At 37.2% G+C, this 18,460-nt stretch carries 16 protein-coding genes; 13 read left to right on the top strand and 3 right to left on the bottom strand.

Going from position 1 to position 18,460, the window contains the following annotated elements:
* The first annotated feature begins 6 nt into the window (after positions 1-6).
* From HBN42_RS03510 to HBN42_RS03490, 5 genes are all read left to right on the top strand, one after another.
* Entirely contained in the window at positions 7-498 is a 492-nt protein-coding gene (locus HBN42_RS03510; protein ID WP_165993690.1) for a PTS sugar transporter subunit IIB, read from the top strand.
* 24 nt (positions 499-522) lie between these two features.
* A complete protein-coding gene (locus tag HBN42_RS03505) occupies positions 523-1,389 on the top strand; it encodes a PTS mannose/fructose/sorbose/N-acetylgalactosamine transporter subunit IIC (protein ID WP_165993689.1) in 867 nt (288 codons plus the stop codon).
* On the top strand, positions 1,376-2,191 hold the full coding sequence (locus HBN42_RS03500) for a PTS system mannose/fructose/sorbose family transporter subunit IID (RefSeq protein WP_165993688.1): 816 nt from the start codon (positions 1,376-1,378) through the stop codon (positions 2,189-2,191). The genes HBN42_RS03505 and HBN42_RS03500 overlap by 14 nt, the downstream gene beginning before the upstream one ends.
* A gap of 71 nt (positions 2,192-2,262) precedes the next feature.
* The gene (locus HBN42_RS03495; protein WP_165993687.1) at positions 2,263-4,182 is read left to right on the top strand and encodes a heparinase II/III domain-containing protein; all 1,920 of its coding nucleotides are present in this window, start codon (positions 2,263-2,265) and stop codon (positions 4,180-4,182) included.
* Positions 4,183-4,277: 95 nt separating this feature from the next.
* Positions 4,278-5,279: a LacI family DNA-binding transcriptional regulator gene (locus HBN42_RS03490; RefSeq protein ID WP_165993686.1), complete on the top strand. Its 1,002-nt coding sequence runs from the start codon at positions 4,278-4,280 to the stop codon at positions 5,277-5,279.
* A 212-nt stretch (positions 5,280-5,491) separates the two neighbouring features.
* Here the strand turns inward: HBN42_RS03490 and HBN42_RS03485 are convergent, their stop codons facing one another.
* Together HBN42_RS03485 and HBN42_RS10190 are read right to left on the bottom strand one after the other, a co-directional pair.
* Positions 5,492-8,509, bottom strand: coding sequence for a polysaccharide lyase 8 family protein (locus HBN42_RS03485; RefSeq protein ID WP_165993685.1), 3,018 nt, complete (start codon positions 8,507-8,509; stop codon positions 5,492-5,494).
* A 51-nt stretch (positions 8,510-8,560) separates the two neighbouring features.
* The gene (locus HBN42_RS10190) at positions 8,561-8,692 is read right to left on the bottom strand and encodes a hypothetical protein (RefSeq protein WP_268895579.1); all 132 of its coding nucleotides are present in this window, start codon (positions 8,690-8,692) and stop codon (positions 8,561-8,563) included.
* A gap of 1,327 nt (positions 8,693-10,019) precedes the next feature.
* On the opposite strand from HBN42_RS10190, the gene HBN42_RS03480 reads away from it, so the two are divergent.
* The 4 genes from HBN42_RS03480 to HBN42_RS03465 all read left to right on the top strand — a co-directional run bounded on the left by HBN42_RS03480 (position 10,020) and on the right by HBN42_RS03465 (position 13,967).
* A complete protein-coding gene (locus HBN42_RS03480) occupies positions 10,020-10,985 on the top strand; it encodes a Gfo/Idh/MocA family protein (protein WP_165993684.1) in 966 nt (321 codons plus the stop codon).
* Between the two features lie 227 nt (positions 10,986-11,212).
* Entirely contained in the window at positions 11,213-12,130 is a 918-nt protein-coding gene (locus HBN42_RS03475; RefSeq protein ID WP_165993683.1) for a magnesium transporter CorA family protein, read from the top strand.
* 24 nt (positions 12,131-12,154) lie between these two features.
* Positions 12,155-13,237: an MmcQ/YjbR family DNA-binding protein gene (locus HBN42_RS03470; protein WP_165993682.1), complete on the top strand. Its 1,083-nt coding sequence runs from the start codon at positions 12,155-12,157 to the stop codon at positions 13,235-13,237.
* A 25-nt stretch (positions 13,238-13,262) separates the two neighbouring features.
* Positions 13,263-13,967, top strand: a complete 705-nt coding sequence (locus HBN42_RS03465) for a B3/B4 domain-containing protein (protein WP_165993681.1) — start codon at positions 13,263-13,265, stop codon at positions 13,965-13,967.
* A gap of 95 nt (positions 13,968-14,062) precedes the next feature.
* On the opposite strand, the gene HBN42_RS03460 is transcribed toward HBN42_RS03465, so the two are convergent.
* A complete protein-coding gene (locus tag HBN42_RS03460) occupies positions 14,063-14,536 on the bottom strand; it encodes an arginine repressor (protein WP_165993680.1) in 474 nt (157 codons plus the stop codon).
* 142 nt (positions 14,537-14,678) lie between these two features.
* Between HBN42_RS03460 and HBN42_RS03455 the strand changes: the two genes are divergently transcribed.
* The 4 genes from HBN42_RS03455 to argF all read left to right on the top strand — a co-directional run bounded on the left by HBN42_RS03455 (position 14,679) and on the right by argF (position 18,435).
* On the top strand, positions 14,679-15,359 hold the full coding sequence (locus HBN42_RS03455; protein WP_165993679.1) for a Crp/Fnr family transcriptional regulator: 681 nt from the start codon (positions 14,679-14,681) through the stop codon (positions 15,357-15,359).
* 280 nt (positions 15,360-15,639) lie between these two features.
* Positions 15,640-16,875 carry an arginine deiminase gene (gene arcA / locus HBN42_RS03450; protein WP_165993678.1) on the top strand — a complete coding sequence of 412 codons (1,236 nt, stop codon included), beginning with the start codon at positions 15,640-15,642 and terminating at the stop codon, positions 16,873-16,875.
* 6 nt (positions 16,876-16,881) lie between these two features.
* Complete coding sequence (locus HBN42_RS03445) at positions 16,882-17,322, top strand: GNAT family N-acetyltransferase (protein WP_165993677.1); 441 nt, start codon at positions 16,882-16,884, stop codon at positions 17,320-17,322.
* 99 nt (positions 17,323-17,421) lie between these two features.
* Entirely contained in the window at positions 17,422-18,435 is a 1,014-nt protein-coding gene (gene argF, locus HBN42_RS03440; RefSeq protein WP_165993676.1) for an ornithine carbamoyltransferase, read from the top strand.
* The last annotated feature ends 25 nt before the right edge of the window (positions 18,436-18,460 follow it).

The raw sequence follows: 18,460 nt of genomic DNA, 5'->3' as shown, positions 1-18,460 counted from the left end.
AAAAATATGACTGAACCAAATATTGTAATGACAAGGGTAGATGAGCGTTTGATCCATGGACAGGGTCAATTATGGGTTAAAACGCTAAGTTGTAACACTGTAATTGTTGCAAATGATGCTGTTTCAACAGACAAGATTCAACAAACTCTAATGAAAACAGTTGTCCCTGACTCTATTGCTCTGCGATTTTTCAGTATCCAAAAGGTCATTGATGTTATTCATAAGGCAAGCCCCGCTCAGACTATATTTCTGATTATCAAAGATTTAGAAGATGCGCTCAAGCTGATTGAGGGTGGTGTGCCCATTAAAGAAATTAATATTGGTAATATTCATAATGCCAGTGGTAAGGAACAGATCACACGGTCCATTTTTTTAGGAAAAGAAGATAAAGAAGCCTTGAGAATCATGAATCAGAAGTATCAGGTGACCTTTAATACGAAAACAACTCCTAGCGGAAACGACGGAGCAGCTCAGGTAAATATTTTAGAAAAAATCTAATCTCATTATGACAAGGAGAAATTTATGACTATCAGTTTAATTCAAGCTATTTTAATAGGCTTGTGGACAGCTTTTTGTTTCAGTGGTATGTTATTGGGCTTATACACCAATAGATGTATCGTCCTATCCTTAGGGGTAGGGGTCATTTTGGGAGATATCTCAACAGCTCTTGCGGTCGGGGCAATCTCAGAGTTAGCCTACATGGGATTTGGTGTGGGTGCTGGCGGCACTGTTCCTCCTAATCCTATCGGACCTGGGATATTTGGTACTTTGATGGCCATCACAACTGTAGCAGCAAAAGACAAGATCACACCTGAAGCTGCTCTAGCTCTATCAACACCAATTGCAGTCGGTATTCAATTTTTACAAACAGCAACCTATACAGCCTTTGCCGGTGCACCAGAAACTGCCAAGAAAGCCTTGAAAAATGGCGATATAAGGAAATTTAAAATGGCAGCTAATGGAACAATCTGGGCCTTTGCTCTTGTTGGTTTTCTTTTAGGTCTAGTGGGTGCCCTCTCAATGGAAACTCTAACCAACTTATTTGCAATGATTCCACCGGTTTTATTAAATGGTCTCACTCTGGCTGGTAAAATGTTGCCAGCAATCGGTTTTGCCATGATTTTATCAGTAATGGCCAAGAAAGAATTGATTCCCTACATTATTTTAGGTTATGTTTTGGCAGTTTATTTCGGACTTCCAGTATTAACACCAACTGCCAATGGTGATGGTTTGTTGACTGCGGTATCAAGCTCTTCAGTAGCTGGTATCCCAACCATTGGTGTGGCTCTAATTGCAACCATATTTGCTTTGATTGATATGTTTAGGAAGCCAGCCAAAGTAGAAGCTGAGACTAAAACTGAAGGAGATGACCGCGATGACTGGATCTAATAAATTAGTAAAGAGTGACTATACAAAAACTGCTCTACGTGCCTTTTATTTGCAAAATGGCTTTAACTATAGTAATTACCAAGGTTTAGGATATGCCAATGTCATCTATCCAGCCCTTAAAAAATATTATGGTGATGACAAGAAAGCTTTAAGCACAGCTCTGGAAGAAAATGTTGAGTTTTATAATACCAATCCGCATTTCCTACCTTTTGTGACCAGTCTTCATTTAGCTATGTTGGACAATGATCGTCCAGAAGAAGAAATACGTGGTTTTAAAATGGCTCTCATGGGACCTTTGGCAGGTATCGGAGATTCCCTATCACAATTCTGTTTGGCGCCTTTATTTTCAACCATAGCTGCATCTCTAGCTTCAGATGGTCTGGTTCTTGGTCCTATCTTATTCTTCCTTGCTATGAACATTATTCTAACAGGAATTAAGCTAGCGACTGGTCTGTATGGCTACAAATTAGGAACAAGCTTTATTGATAAACTAAGTGAACAAATGACAGTTATCTCTCGTGCTGCTAATATCATTGGGGTAACAGTCATTTCAAGCTTGACAGCAACTCAGGTGAAATTGACTATCCCCTATACTTTTGCACCAGACAAGGTGACAAATGCATCCCAAAAAATTGTAACAGTCCAAGGTATGCTTGATAAGATAACACCAGGACTCTTACCTGTTTTATATACCTTACTCATGTTTTACTTGATCAAAAAGAGAAAATGGTCAACTTATCAATTAGTTGTTTTAACAGTTGTTATTGGTATTATTGGCAGTTGGTTAGGTATCCTTGCTTAATGAGAATGAAAAAAGGATTGACCTAAAGGTTGATCCTTTTTAAGCTTAAGAAAGAAGAGTTTAGAGGCAGCATGGGAAAAATAAGAGAAGAAAGAATAAGGGAATTTTTTGTCCATTTTGATGATGATTTTTGCAGGGACTATATTCTTAAAAATGAAAAAGAAACCTATTTAAAGCTAAAAGAGACAGTTGATATGATGATGGAACATACCTTTGTTTTCAATGACAATTGGGATATGGAACCTAGCTTTATTCCTCATCATTTAGACAAGTTGGACTGGGACAAGCAAGCTACAGACGATCCTGAATGGAACTTTATGCTCAATCGTCAAACTTATCTTTTTAAGTTTTTAGTGCTTTATCTGCTGGAAAAAGATAGCAAGTATTTAGCGAAAATCAAGTATTTTATAAATGATTGGATTGATAAGCACCCTGTCCTTGAAGTGAATTCATTATATTCTAGGACTTTGGACACCGGGATCAGAACTTTTACCTGGTTAAAGATCTTGCTTTATTTAAGGCATTTTAAGGCTATCACAGTTGAGGAAGAAGATAAAATCCTTGCTGCTATAAGGAGACAATTCCTGTTTCTCTATCAAAATTATTTAGATAAATATAGCCTCAGTAACTGGGGAATTTTACAAACAACAGCTATGCTGGCTACTTTTTATTACTATGAAGACAAGTTGGATTTTCCTGAAATCAAAGCCTTTGCCCAGGCAGAGCTGATCCAACAACTAAGGCTTCAGATCCTTGAAGACGGAACGCAGTATGAACAATCCATCATGTATCATGTGCAGGTCTATAAGGCCTTGTTAGAACTTGCTATTTTTGCACCAGAATATAGAGAACTCCTAGAAGACACTTTGAAAAAAATGGCTGCTTATATCTCTTTGATGACAGGTCCAGACCATTGTCAGATTGCTTTAGGTGATAGTGATGTCAGTGATACCAGAGATATCCTGACCCTATCTGCCATCTATTTCAGGTCAAGCTCTTTAAAGGCCAAGTCTTTTAAAAATCTAGACATCGAATCCCTAATGTATTTTGGGAAAAAAGGTTCAGAGATTTTTGAATCTTTGCCAGTAAATAGGATTGAAAAGGAAAGTTACCATTTTGACTCAAGTGGACATGTCTGCTGCCATGATGACCGAAGGTTCCTCTTTTTTAAATGTGGTTCTCTGGGCAGTGCCCATAGTCACAGTGATCAAAATAGTATTTGTTTGTATGACAAGGGAGAGCCTATCTTTATAGATCCAGGGCGCTATACCTACAAGGAGGAAAACTACCGTTATCTCCTAAAAAGTTCTAAGAGTCATTCGACCTGCTTTCTAAGGGACTTTGCTCTTGAAGAGATCAAGGATTCTTGGCAGTATGAAAGGTACCCTAAGGTTGATTCCCTTAATTTTAAGCAAGAGGCAGATATTTCTTTGATAGAAGGCTCTTATTCTACGCAGATCAGTGAAGGAATCAATTTTCGCCATCAAAGAATGGTGCTTACTTTACCAGAAGCTATCACACTGATCTGTGATGACCTTACTTGTAAGGGGGAACATCAGCTGCAAACCCAATTTATCTTGGATGATAAGGTTAGAGTAGAGAAACAAAGGATTAATGATCTTCGATTAATCAGTGAAGTCCCTTTTTCTGAAGTTGCTACCATTATCTCGAAAAAGTACAATCAATTGGGTTCCAGCAAGAAAATAGTTAAAGAAAGGTCCTTTAAAGATTCTTTATTTGATTATACTTTGCTTGTTGATAAAGATTGCCAGGTCAAGACAATGCCACTCATTCAGACGGGCTCTAATAAGCTAGTAACTGATGGTTTTGCCTGGGAATTAAGAGGAGAAGCGTATCATTATTTAGTAGGAATCCTAGCAAAAGATATTTTAAAAGGGGATAAATTATATTGTATTGATCAGATTAAATTTCGAGGTAAGGTGGTTGTTTACGACTACAAGGAAAATCAGTTTTATCGTTTAAAAAGTTAAGTAAGATAAGACTTTACGAACTTCTGCCTGTCTTAGTTATGGTATACTAAGGGTAAGTAAAATGGTTTAAGTAGATATAGGAAGGGAATTTTATCTTGGCAAAGAAAGTAACGATTACAGATATTGCCCAATTATCACAAACATCAAAGACAACGGTATCCTTTTATCTCAATCATAAATTTGAAAAGATGTCCAAGGAAACAAGGCAACGGATTGAAAAAGTCATCGAAGAAACAGGCTATAAGCCTAGTGCTATAGCTCGTAGCATGAATTCTAAGAGAACTAATCTGATTGGTGTTTTAATTGGTGATATTACCAATGCTTTTTCAAATCAAATAGTTAAAGGTATTGAGACTGTTACCAAGGAAAAGAATTATCAAGTCATTATTGGTAATAGTAATTATGATTCACAAAATGAAGACCACTATATTGAAAATATGCTAAATTTAGGGGTAGATGGCTTTATTATTCAACCAACATCCAATTTTAGAAAATATTCAAGGATTATCAAGGAAAAAGAAAAGCACATGGTGTTTTTTGATAGCCAACTCTACGAGCATAAGACAAATTGGGTTAAGACAAACAACTATGATGCTGTCTATGATATGGTTCAGGGCTGTATTGAAAGAGGCTATAGGGATTTTGTCATGATTACAGCAGATACCAGTCTTCTAAGTACACGTATTGAGCGTGCCTCTGGTTTTATAGATGCTTTGGCAGAAAAGGATTACGCCTATAAGAAGCTGATCATCAAACAAGATGAATCTGATAGGGAAAACATAGAAGAATTCTTAAAGAAGAATATTAACAGAAAAAAGAATACCTTGGTTTTTGTCCCTAATTGCTGGGCTCTTCATATGGTCTTTAGCGTGATGAAAAAATTAGAGCTGGATATGCCCCAAATAGGCTTGGTTGGCTTTGATAACCTGGAATGGACAAATTTTTCCTCACCGACCGTGACCACGATTGTTCAGCCGGCTTACCACGAAGGCAGGGAAGCAGCCGAAATATTAATCAATGAAATTGAAGGAGCTAGACAGGGCGAAAAACAAAAAATCTTTGACTGTGAGATTGAATGGAAAGAGTCAACTTTGTAAATTTGTAACATAGTAGGATTCAAAGTCAGCTCAAAAAAGTCCTTGACTCTCTTTGTTTGCCTATCTCTTTACCTGTGATAGGATTTCTAGGAGAAATAAGCAAATAAAAAGTGATGATTTCTTTTAATCATCACTTTGTCTACTTTCTGAGTCGCTAATAATCTAGCGACTTTTTTATATGGCTTAAGTCAGGATTTTTATAGGGTTCGGGCTTAAACAGTTATTTGATTGGTGAGTTCTTGCCCATTTTCTTTTCTACTAGGTTGATAATAAACAGTCCTATAGTGATCTTGGTTTTCTTCTATCATATAAAGTCCAGGGTCTTTAACTGTGAACTGGTCAGAAACTTTTCTTTCAAGATTGTCATATTTGATGATACTCCAAATCTTATGAACCTGATCATAGCTAACCTGCATATCTTTACTGTTCTCGATCAATTGAATGCTATTATTCTGGCTGAGCTGATCAAAGGCTTCTCTATCCTTATTTGGAATGAGCATATAGGCATAGTCTCTATTGTCAGTGGTATGTGTTTTTGAGATTGTAATAAAGCCGTTGCTGACAGTGTTCTTATTGCTAGCGGTTTTATTAATGTCATACCAGCTTCCACTTTGTACTTGTTTTTGGATATCAAGGGTCTCCTCCTTAAAGAAAAGATAGGCAATATTGTTAGCCTTATTTTCTGATTCTAGGAAGATACTTTTTACATTAATGAAGTGCTGGGGTTGATCATTACTTAAGTCAACCTTTTGTCCATTGATATAAAGAGTGTAGGGATTGTTCGGATCAATTCGTCGTTGTTCTATTGTAGTGATTGTGTTTGCAGTCTGTGAGGAATTTTGAACGTCTGTTCCAAGAAAAACAATTTTATCATCAAAAATGGACCAACTCTTTTTAGCTGATAGGCTTCGATCCCAGTTTGAAAAAGTCATAGCAGCTGCAGCAAATTCTTCTGACAGTTTTACAGAGCCGACAAAGTCTGAAGTATTTGTAACCTGACCAGTTTTAACTTTATCATCTTCTTTAGAATTACGGTATTTTTTACATAATTCTTGCGTCGCGTCTTCTCTTAAACTATCATTTTCAGTTGTTCCAGGAAGTTTGTAAGGATTGACCGTAGGCCAATAGTTTTCATTATAATGCTTGAGATCATTGTTGTACAGGTAGAACATGCCATCACCTGTATACCAACCTCGGGTATTTTCATCATTCATGGCTTCATAATTTTGTGTTCTGTCAGAATGCATGGAAAGGGCAAAGCCGAAGTCATGGGTGGCATTAAAGTAAACTAGCTTATCCATATCATTAAAGCTTGCCAGATAGGTCTTAGGTGCGACTTCTGCAATACTAGTATCGGCTAGGAGACTTTCTATGTCAGCCATATCCTTGTAGGTTGAACAGCCTTGGTAAATATTATAGGTAGAGTCGCTTTTTAGTAGACTTTTAATTTTTGCTTTTAGTTCTAAGTTTCGGCTATCATTTGACATGTTGGACAGACGAAGCAGTCCTCTAAAAACTTCTATAGCAGCAGCCTGTGAAGTCATGTTTTCTCGACTGATTGACCGTCCACGGGACATGTCCACCAGTTGACCTTTAATGATTAAAGGTAGAAAAGAGTGATCAACCCAAGAATAGATTAAATCTACTTTATCTGAAGAAATGGCATAAGCTGTTTTTTGGATAATAGGTAGGAGTTGGCTGATTCCATCAATTAAAACACTGCCATAAGCTCCGGTATAAGCAAGGTTAGTGTGGTCGATATAAGAACCATCTTTATAAAAACCATTTCCGCTTGTAACTGTTTGAAAGAGCTGGTTAAGAGAAGTGATCGTTTTTTCCATGAGTTTATCATCTTTTCTTAGAAGAGCAGAAAGGATTTTAACCCGTCCCATATCTACTAGATTGCCGCCTAGAGCTGGAAAGGGATTTATCAGAGTTTTTCTGAAATAGTTACTGTCAGGAACAAAGTGTTCAATAGCATTCGTGTAGTTTAATATTTCCTGGTCAGTATAATAATCCCGTAGTAAGGCTAGGCTTCCACAGAGTGCGCGTGGAACACCAATCTCGTAATCCCACCAGTTGGCATATTCTTCAATATCTTTTTCTGGATTATAGAAGTTGTGGTGAAGCCATTCTATGCCATCTTTTACAAGAATGACAGCTTTTTCATTATGATAAAAAGAAGAGTGGGGATTGGTAATCTGCTTGGCAATGTCTTCTAAGCGGCGATAAGATGAGGTTAGCTGGGCAGACTTTTTAAAATTTTTTAAATCATCCCAAAGAAATTGTCTGTTAGGCTCATGATTATAGCTTTCCACAGCCGTTTTTGTCTTGTTTTCAAGAGAATTGAAGAGCTTTTGCATGTTTTTAGAATCAGGCTTATAGGTTTGGTTTCCGACTGTTTCTTTGACCCATTGCTCAAGTAAAGGAGACCATTTATCGTTACTAGCTTCAAGGATAGTTAGAGGAATTTCTTTGATGGTATTGTTTGCAGCATCTTTGACAATAACTTTGGTCGAACCAATTTGTTTAGGTGTGAAGATGCCTTTGTCAATGCTTCCATAATTAGGGTCTTCCAAGTTGTAATGATATTGCGTCATGGTAAAGACATATTTTTTGGTGAGGGGAATAGTGATCTGATCTTCTAATTTGTGAGCTACAGGAGTAGAGTAGTCGGGGTCTTTGGGACCTACAGCAGTCATGTGGATGTTATCAAAAATAACCTTGCCCTTGCCCAGTTCATAGTAGAGCTCGAGAGTTACTTCTTGAGCAGCTAATCTAGGATTGTAGAACTTTCTAAGCTGGTGCATGCTGCTTGTTCCACTGGTCATTGGGGATAACCACATGTGTTTGGAGGTAGGGCTTGTTTTTGGATCTTCTTCTAAGATACGTAAGAAGGCCTGACCGGACTTATCAAGGGTTTCAATGTCAAAGCTGATTTCGTACTTTTGATTAGGGTCAATCTTGACCTTTTGTGTGACTGCTCCACGAAAATCTTGACTATTGTCTATACAAAGCTTACCATCGGTTCTGACTTCAATAGTGGGAGTAGGATTTTTGGTTTGGTTTTTGTCAATATAAACATTCCAAGAGTCGGCAGCTCTGCTATTTGTCCATGGAGAATTTCCAGGAGTTTTAACAAGTGAGAAATCACCATTTGTAACCAGATTATTCTCTTCTTTCATTGGATTTTTATCATTAGGTGTCATCTTAGAGTTTTCTTTTGTCAATGAATTATTTTCCTGTTCTTCATTGGGGTTAAGAGAAGGAGAAGTGGAAGTTTATGAAGAGGTATCCTCTTGAAGTGTGTCCAGACGATCATTGTCAGCAGGTTTAGGACTTGCTGCTGCTAGGTCAGTCTGGTCGGTTGGTAACGTTGAGTTTGAACTTTCCATAGTTGGAGAGTCTTTCACAGTTTATGCGACTTCTGTTTGTACTGAGGGAATCTGTGAAGGAGGTGTCTCCTCCGCAAAAACCTCTCGGCTATGAGATAGTATAAAAGTGCTCAAAAGTAAAGTAGAATAGAAGAAATAATGAGAGGGAAACTTCTTTTTAGCCATAAAAATACTCCTTTATTTTAGCTAGTAAACCGATTTAACAACTAAATTGTAGCGCTATACAAGAGGAAAGTAAAGGCATTACAACAAATGAAATCAAAATTTAAATAAAAGTACAATAAATAATTTAAAATGGGCATTGACAATTTCGAAAATTGTGAAATTGCTTTCAAAGCATAAGTTTTTTCAGCGCTATAAAAATAAAAAATTTTCTGAAAATTGTTATTAAGATTGGTACTTGAGTTGTGGGTAAGGTAGCGGTCACAAAAATGAAGAGACATACTCTGATTGTAGTCTTAAGCTATTTAAAAATGCTTGTCAATTATTAGATATTGCAACTAAAAGGTGAGGGGAATTGAGATATTATGAGAAATGTGACTATTAGAGCTTACTCTCAGAATCATAAGAGCTCTGCTCAAGTCTAAAAAAAGTTTGTAGGATAATATTATTTGAATTGTCAAATAATTATTAGTCACTGAGCTGATGGCAGATGTTTCTAGGGGTATATTAAAACAGCTGAGCTGTAGTAGAGTGAAAATTGCTGGATTTAAACACAATTATAGTCAGGCCTCTTGGCACTATCTTACAGTTGACAAGTCAAAACTCCCTGCAAGAGGGTGGCTAAAAGGTTCTTGTTAGCAATGAGTTGACAGGTAAGTAGAACAAATTAATATGAGATCTTATGTCACCTCCTTTGAACAGAGTGAAATCAAATAGAAGTAAATGTCATTTTTAGCTGTCTTCATTAAATAGAGTTTTTAAAATGTAATGATACAAGCTTAAAGCTATTAATCTCCTTTTTAGCAAAATTGATGAGCGAACCAACACTTATATTAATGAAGGAAAATTGACAAATGACATCAAAGTGAAGAATCACCTAGAAGAAGGTCACTCTTTTTATGGTCTTAGACTGATTATAAATGTGTAAAAAGCACTTTAAATTAAGGGGGTAGTCATATTTTTTGATTAGAATCTTTTCATTTATTATAACAGACTAATAAAAAGGAGTCGCTATTTATGACTTGCTGAAAGGAAAAACATGACTTTCTTGTCCTTTTTCTCCTTAGGGAATGGCAGAGCAGATAGGGGGAGATTAAGGCTGATCTTACAGCTCATTTCTGAATTTTTTAGCCTGTGATGTTATAATAGGATAAAGATGAGATGATGAGGAAGGGAGTTTTTTATGGCAAAGGTCAGGTACGGTGTGGTGTCTACTGCTCAGGTAGCACCTAGGTTTATTGAGGGGGTACGCTTAGCTGGAAATGGTGAAGTTGTGGCTATTTCTAGTCGCTCTTACGAGTCTGCCCAAGCCTTTGCTGAAACCTATCAGATCCCAAGAGCCTATGGTAGTCTCACAACCATGTTGACAGATAAGGACATTGATGTCATCTATGTGCCCACAATCAATAAAGATCACTACAATTGTGCCAAGAAGTCCCTCTTAGCTGGAAAGCATGTTCTGATCGAAAAGCCCTTTACTCTAACCTATGCCGAAGCACGGGAACTCTTTGATTTAGCCTACCGTCGTGACCTTTTCCTAATGGAAGCTCAAAAGTCGGTCTTTATTCCTATGACTAGATTGATCAAGGAAACCATTGCCTCTGGTGAATTAGGAGAGATTGTGTCCGTTTCCTCCGTCACCTCCTATCCCAATATTGATCATATTTCCTGGTTCAGAGATCTGTCTGCTGGTGGTGGAACCGTTCATTTCATGGCTCCTTACGCCCTTTCCTATCTTCAGTACATCTTTGATTCTCCCATTGAGAAGGCTGGTGGCTTGGCAAACTTTCCTAAGGATCAAAGCGACAGCCAGTCTAAAATCATCTTACAATTGAAAAATGGTGTCATTGCAGATATCTTTTTAACAACAAAATTGAAATTAGACCATAAAATGTGCATCTATGGAACCAAAGGAACGCTAGAGATTCCCTCTTTCTGGAAGACCACTATGGCAACGCTGAGTAAGGAAGAAGATGGGAGTCGAAAACTACTTGAAGCTCCCATGGAGAGTGACTTTGACTCGGAGGCCTATCATGTCAGCCAGATGATTCTGGAAGGTGAGATAACAAGTCCAATCATGAAACCTGAGATCACCCTCTTAACAACCAAAATTATTGAAGAACTCTACCGATCTTGGGGCAAAAAATAAAAAGAGAAAAAAGCCTTAGTTTGAACTGCAAGCTAAAAGTTAGACAGGAGGTCTAAGAATTGGGCTTGGTACAGTTTTCTAGTGCTTTTTTATATATGGCAGTTCCTAGCTATTTTGGGAGAAGATAAAAGTTCTAGGATCCTTCTTGAAAACGCTAAATACTTGTTTAAATCCTAAAATTAACTAATAATATCCTTAAGATATTATCACAGAGGAGAAATGGATTCATGGGAGAAAAAGATATTCAGGGAAAAAGGCTGGGTCCGCTACAAATCTATAATTTAGACAGGCTTCAAGATAAGGACAAAATCATGGGAACAGTCCTTGATCAAGAAATTATGGCATATGCATCTGATCAGAATGAAACTTCTTTTGTGGAGGAGAGAAGGGGAGTTCTAACTCTTGTTTTTCAACTTTTAGACCTAGATTCCAAACACTTACAAAAAGACAAGCTACTAAAGGTTACCCCTATGACTTTTGTCTTAGCTGATGATATACTATTTATACTAACTAATAATAGGACAGAAGGACTTTTAGAAGAAGTCCTAGACTCCCTTGATCTTGACAAGACTGCTAGACATATTTTATATCAATTATTGACCCTTTTTACCAAAGATTATTTTCAATTGATGGAGGACATCAGTCAAAAAAGAGAAGAGTTGATAGTAGATCTGAGAAAACGTCCCAATAAAGAAAATTTAAAGGAACTAGCCAATTTACAAAGTGGCTCTGTCCACATCTTAATGGGGGCTGAGCAAAACAGTGATGTCTTGGCAGATATAAAAGACTTGCCAAGTCACAGGTCTAGTGATGAGGAAGAAAAAGAACAATTGCGAGACACCATCATTGAAGTCAAACAGCTATCTAATATGTGTACTCTCCATGCAAGAATTCTCGAACAATTGGCGTCCTCTTATAATAATGTCCTTAGTAATAACTTAAATGATAATGTAACCACCTTAACCATCGTATCCATTGGTTTGTCTATGCTGGCAACGGTGACCAGCTTCTATGGTATGAATGTTAAATTACCCTTTGCAAAGGTAGACAGTATCTGGATATGGGTACTGATTGTAACAGGTATGGTGGCTATAATCTGCATTTTCATTATGAGAAGTTTTGTCAAGAGAGAGCATGATGATTAAAATAAAGAAGAGAAGTATTGAATAATGACCATCCTATCAGATGTATTTAAACAAAGACAGGTCAAATGGGACAGCTTAAAAGATTTTGGTTTTAAGGTAGATTCCAAAGGAACCTATAACTACAGTGAATGTATCATGGCTGATGATTTCAGGGTTGATCTTAGCATCTCTAAGCATGGGCAGATAGAGGCCAGCGTTTTTGATCTTGATTTAGAAGAAGAATACCTTTTAATCAATCTTGAAGACAGTCGCAATGCCTTTGCTAATAAGGTACAAGCTGCCTATCAGGCGGTTCTAGAAAAAATAGCAGAGGCTTGTTTTGACCTTCTTCCCTTTAGATCTAGCCAGATGAATCGGCTTAGTAAGCTCCTGAAAGAGCACTTCAATGATCCCTTAGACCATCCTTTTGAGCAGCAGCCGGATTATTTATCTTATCGGGTTTGTGGGAAGTGGTATGCTCTTATCTTTCCACTCAAGGGTGAAAAATTAGAAGGCTTGCCAGCAGAGCACAAAGATCAGGAATTTGAGATTGTTAATGTCAAAGTCAAAAGTAAGGATCTCCCTAGATTATTAGAGAAAAAGGGCATCTATCCTTCCTATCATATGTCAAAAAAATCTTGGGTTTCAGTGACCTTGGATGATAGCTTGACTGATGATGAGCTCTGGCTTCTTTTTCAAAATAGCAGAGCATTGGTCAGTCCATCGGGACTATCCCGATTAGAAGGTCCTGATTATTGGCTTATTCCTGCTAACCTTAAGTATTATGATATTGATGCAGAATTTGCTGCTAAGGATACTATTTTATGGACACAAAAAGCCAGTATCAAAAAGGGAGACTACCTCTTTATTTATATTACAGCCCCAACAAGGGCTATTAGGTATGCTTGCTTAGTTCTGGAATCAGATATTGACAATCAAGGTTATCGAAAAAAGGCTAATATTCATAAACTAATGCGGCTACGCCTATTAGAGCATTATGATGACTGGCAGATTCCTTTTGAAGTCATGAAAGAAAAAAATGTGCAAGCTGTCAGAGGGCCAAGAAGGATGAGTCCTCAATTAATCACCTATTTAGAAGAAAAAGAATATTTTAAAAGACCCCAATAGAGTCTTTTGATAGAGGAGGTCAAGAATGACAAAATTTATTGCTAGTCAAAGTTTTTGGGATCTATTTCCCCAGGCTAAATTAGGAGTGATTCTTCTTAAAGATTACCAGAATCAAGCAGAATCATCAGAGGAAATCCAGAAGCTTCTAAAAGACAGCCATTCCTTTGTTGCAGACCATTTGCCTGAGGACAATTTTAGTGATAATGAGGTTATTCAAACCTATCGTAAGGCTTACCAGAAATTCAAAAGTAAAAAAGGAGCCCGTTCCAGTATAGAAGCTCTCTTAAAACGGGTTTCTAGTGGGTACGAGATTCCTTCAATCAACCCACTTGTGGACATTTACAATGCAGCAAGTCTCCGCTTTGCCTTGCCAGTAGGGGCTGAGGATTTGGATAGCTTTGTCGGTGATCTGCGCTTAACCCTGACAGATGGAAATGATGACTTTTATCTAATCGGTGATGACAAAAATAGCCCTACCTTGGCCAATGAATTGTGCTATAAGGATGATCTGGGTGCGGTTTGCCGTTGCCTCAATTGGCGTGATGGCGAGCGTACCATGATCAGACCAGAGACTAAAAATGCCTTCTTGATTATTGAGTTACTTGATAACAGTAAGGAGAGCAGCTTGCAAGCAGCTCTAGATTTCATTGAAAAACATGCCAAGGAGCAGCTAAGGGCCAAGACAGAAAAGTATATTTTAAGTAAGGAAAATAGGCAGATTGACCTCTAAGTCTTTCTCCAAAACTAAAAGGAGACTAGGAAAAAGAACCGCCCCTATTTGGCAAGAAAATCCAAGTGGAAGGCAGTTCAGTCTAGTCTCTTTTATTATTTATTACTAAAGAAAAATGGTGGGGTGTACTGGCTTAAGGTTTCATAACAGGCTTTAGCCGAGTCATTGTCTTCACAGATGACCAAGCAGGTATCATCACCACAGACCGTAGCAACGATTTCTGGGATTTGCATGGCATCTAAAATGGAACCAAAGGACTGAGCCAAGCCAGGCAAGGTTTTTAAAACGACTTGGTTTTGGACAACCCGTAGCATAACAAGGGCATCTTCCATATAAAACCTGAGGCGATGCTCCCAGCGGGTCTGTGAAATGGCTAGTGTTTCATAATGGGTTGATTCGCCATTAGATACTTTAACAAGGTTTAACTCTTTCATGTCCCTTGAAAGTGTGGCTTGAGTGATGTGAATACCATTTCTTTGAAGTAAGGTTTGTAATTCTTGTTGTGTATGAACGGTGGTCTCAGAAATTAAAGACCTAATCAATTGATGTCGTGTCTCTTTCTTGTTCATCTTTAATCATCCTTCTATAAATCTTGTACATTTATTCGAGTATATCAGAAAGCTATAGGGCTGTAAAGTTTTTCCATAACCGCTTACAAAAAAGGTGGAAATATGGTAAAATAAAGTGTAGATTTCATTAAGGAGGCTTAATTTGATTAAAAGAGAAGATTATCAATACCTTAGGAAACTAGACGATTTCAAATATTTATCAATAGAAGAGTTTGATAAGATCGTTGGTCAAATGGAAAGTCGTAAAGTACAAAAAGGCCATATTCTTTTTTTTGAGGGCGATAAACGTGATAAACTTTTTTTAGTCACCTCAGGCTATTTTAAAATTGAACAGACAGATCAGTCAGGTACATTCATTTATACGGATTTTATTCGTCATGGAACCATTTTTCCTTATGGCGGTTTATTCACAGATGATTACTATCATTTTTCTGTCGTTGCTATGACCGATGTCTGCTATTATTATTTACCAACTGATTTGTTTGAAAAGTATTCATTAGGAAATACTAAACAAATGTTGCATTTATTCAGTAAGTTATCACGCTTATTAGAAATGCATGAATTAAGGGCTCGTAACCTAATCACTTCCAGCGCTAGTGCTCGAGTGACCCAGTCCCTAGCCTTACTCCTAGTTGAAATGGGTGATGAAAATGATAGTCTACCTTTTCAACTAACAACCTTAGAAATTGCTAATATGAGTGGGACCACAAGAGAAACTGTTAGCCATGTTTTGAAGGTCTTAAAAAGAGAAAAGAAACTGGCTTCAAAGGGGAAATACCTGACTTTCTTGGACAGAAATTACTTTTTACAATATACTATTTAGAAAAAAGCAAAAAAGGATAAGATTTTTTGCTTTTTGTGTAAGAATTTTAAAATTTATAAGTATTAATTTTTTAGCTCAAATGTAAAAATACAACAAGAAAACGGATACAGATTTATATTTATAAAAATTTCTCTATAAAAGTGTAAACGATTACACAATTGTGTGGTGAAAAATATCCTTTTTTTCTCTAAGTGAAAAGGTAAACTATGACTATAAGCAAGGTTGAAAAAACCTTGACGCGTGAATTCACAGTACTTATAATTAGAAAGAGGTAATTCTTATGACTGCTCAATCACCAATTCATGTTTATTCTGAAATTGGCAAACTCAAAAAAGTATTGCTACACAGACCTGGTAAGGAAATTGAAAACCTCATGCCAGACTACTTGGAAAGATTATTATTTGATGATATTCCTTTCCTAGAAGATGCTCAGAAAGAACATGATGCTTTTGCAGAAGCGTTGAGAAATGAAGGAGTAGAAGTTCTTTACTTGGAAAAATTGGCTGCTGAATCATTAATTAATGATGAAGTTCGTGAACAATTCATTGACGAATACATCTCAGAAGCTAATATCAGAGGACGTGCTACAAAAGTAGCTATTCGTGAGTTCTTAATGGGAATTAAAGACAATCAAGAATTGATTGACAAAACTATGGCTGGTATTCAAAAAGCAGAACTTCCTGAAATTTCTGCTGAAGCTAAAGGCTTGACTGATCTTGTTGAATCTGATTACCCATTTGCTATTGACCCAATGCCTAACCTTTATTTCACTCGTGATCCATTTGCGACTATTGGTGAAGGTGTTTCTCTTAACCACATGTTCTCTGAAACACGTAACCGTGAAACATTATATGGTAAGTACATTTTCACACATCACCCAATTTACGGTGGTGGAAAAGTTCCTATGGTTTATGACCGTAGCGAAAACACTCGTATCGAAGGTGGAGATGAACTTGTTCTTTCAAAAGATGTACTTGCTGTAGGTATTTCACAACGTACAGATGCTGCATCAATTGAAAAATTATTGGTTAACATCTTTAAACAAAACATTGGCTTCAAGAAAGTATTGGCTTTCGAATTTGCTAACAACCGTAAATTCATGCACTTAGATACTGTATTTACAATGGTTGACTACGATAAATTCACTATTCACCCAGAAATTGAAGGCGACCTTCGTGTTTACTCTGTAACTTACGAAAATGATGCTCTTAAAATCCATGAAGAAAAAGGTGACTTGGCAGAATTGCTAGCTGAAAACCTTGGAGTGGAAAAAGTTGAATTGATTCGTTGTGGTGGTGACAATATCGTTGCTGCTGGACGTGAACAATGGAATGATGGCTCAAATACATTGACTATCGCACCAGGTGTCGTAGTTGTTTACAACCGTAACACAATTACCAATGCTATCCTTGAATCTAAAGGATTACGTTTGGTTAAAATCCATGGAAGTGAATTAGTTCGCGGTCGTGGTGGACCTCGTTGTATGTCAATGCCATTTGAACGTGAAGATATCTAATAGTTTATGGTAAAATTACTTGTAGGGACTCAACCTTTTCAGAGAGCAGCCAGCCTATTTATTCGTTATTCAGTCTTTGTACTGGAAAGAAATATTGTTATGGCTGAAGAATTTGACACGAATGATGAAAAAGGAACACTCTATTCTGTCATTTATGATGGTGACTTGCCAGTTTCAACCGGGCGCTTCCTTCCCGAAACTGATACTGAAGCCAGAATAAGTAGAGTAGCCACCTTAAGAGAATATCGGGGTCAAGGATATGGCGCACAAGTCATCGCTGCCTTAGAAAATTATGCAGAAAGTGAGGGCTACTACAAAATAATTATCCATAGTGAACTAAGTGCCAAAACTTTTTATGAAAGTATTGGTTATCAACCGATAGGAGAGGTTTACGAAGAAGATGGTGAACCTTGTCAATCATTGGAAAAAATGATAGGGGAAAAGTAATGCTATTTTGGACTTTGTCTGCAGCATTAGGGGCATTTGTAGCCTATTATCTATACATTACAATAAAAAAACAAAATAAGAACTCGAAGGAGATAATAAATGACTCAAGTATTCCAAGGACGTAGTTTCCTAGCAGAAAAAGATTTCACACGCGCTGAATTTGAATACCTTATCGATTTTTCAGCTCACTTAAAAGATTTGAAAAAACGCGGTATTCCTCATCACTATTTAGAAGGTAAAAACATTGCCCTCTTGTTTGAAAAAACTTCTACACGGACTCGTGCAGCATTTACAACAGCTGCAATTGATTTGGGAGCTCATCCTGAATATCTTGGTGCAAATGATATCCAACTTGGTAAAAAAGAATCAACTGAAGATACTGCAAAAGTTTTAGGTCGCATGTTTGACGGAATTGAATTCCGTGGATTCAGTCAACGTATGGTTGAAGAACTTGCAGAACACTCAGGTGTTCCAGTTTGGAATGGTTTGACTGACGAATGGCATCCAACACAAATGCTTGCAGATTACCTTACTGTTAAAGAAAACTTTGGTAAGCTTGAAGGCATTACATTGGTATACTGTGGTGATGGCCGTAACAACGTTGCTAACTCACTTCTTGTAGCTGGTACATTGATGGGTGTTAATGTTCATATCTTCTCACCAAAAGAACTTTTCCCTGATGAAAATATTGTGAAAATGGCTGAAGGATTTGCTAAAGAATCTGGTGCTCATATCCTTATCACTGACGATGCAGATGAAGCTGTTAAAGGCGCAGATGTCTTCTATACAGACGTTTGGGTATCAATGGGTGAAGAAGACAAATTCAAAGAACGTGTTGAATTGCTTCAACCATATCAAGTTAATATGGACTTGATCAAAAAAGCTAACAATGACAACCTAATCTTCTTACACTGCTTGCCAGCATTCCACGATACTAATACAGTATATGGTAAAGATGTTGCTGAAAAATTTGGTGTGAAAGAAATGGAAGTTACTGATGAAGTCTTCCGTAGTAAATATGCTCGTCACTTTGATCAAGCTGAAAACCGCATGCATACCATCAAAGCAGTTATGGCAGCAACTTTAGGAAATCTATTCGTTCCAAAAGTATAATTTAAATACGAAACTTTAACTACTA

The organism is Streptococcus catagoni (genome assembly GCF_011421425.1).
Lineage (GTDB): Bacteria > Bacillota > Bacilli > Lactobacillales > Streptococcaceae > Streptococcus > Streptococcus catagoni.
Note: the sequence above shows the minus strand (reverse complement) of the source record. Positions and strands in the feature narration are given on the sequence as shown.

Excerpts from the sequence above, each read along its gene's own strand:
- HBN42_RS03510 (WP_165993690.1), top strand. The coding sequence starts at position 7 with ATGACTGAACCAAATATTGTAATGACAAGGGTAGATGAGCGTTTGATC.
- HBN42_RS03505 (WP_165993689.1), top strand. The coding sequence starts at position 523 with ATGACTATCAGTTTAATTCAAGCTATTTTAATAGGCTTGTGGACAGCT.
- HBN42_RS03500 (WP_165993688.1), top strand. The coding sequence starts at position 1,376 with ATGACTGGATCTAATAAATTAGTAAAGAGTGACTATACAAAAACTGCT.
- HBN42_RS03495 (WP_165993687.1), top strand. The coding sequence starts at position 2,263 with ATGGGAAAAATAAGAGAAGAAAGAATAAGGGAATTTTTTGTCCATTTT.
- HBN42_RS03480 (WP_165993684.1), top strand. The coding sequence starts at position 10,020 with ATGGCAAAGGTCAGGTACGGTGTGGTGTCTACTGCTCAGGTAGCACCT.
- HBN42_RS03475 (WP_165993683.1), top strand. The coding sequence starts at position 11,213 with ATGGGAGAAAAAGATATTCAGGGAAAAAGGCTGGGTCCGCTACAAATC.
- HBN42_RS03470 (WP_165993682.1), top strand. The coding sequence starts at position 12,155 with ATGACCATCCTATCAGATGTATTTAAACAAAGACAGGTCAAATGGGAC.
- HBN42_RS03465 (WP_165993681.1), top strand. The coding sequence starts at position 13,263 with ATGACAAAATTTATTGCTAGTCAAAGTTTTTGGGATCTATTTCCCCAG.
- HBN42_RS03460 (WP_165993680.1), bottom strand. The coding sequence starts at position 14,536 with ATGAACAAGAAAGAGACACGACATCAATTGATTAGGTCTTTAATTTCT.
- arcA (WP_165993678.1), top strand. The coding sequence starts at position 15,640 with ATGACTGCTCAATCACCAATTCATGTTTATTCTGAAATTGGCAAACTC.
- HBN42_RS03445 (WP_165993677.1), top strand. The coding sequence starts at position 16,882 with ATGGTAAAATTACTTGTAGGGACTCAACCTTTTCAGAGAGCAGCCAGC.
- argF (WP_165993676.1), top strand. The coding sequence starts at position 17,422 with ATGACTCAAGTATTCCAAGGACGTAGTTTCCTAGCAGAAAAAGATTTC.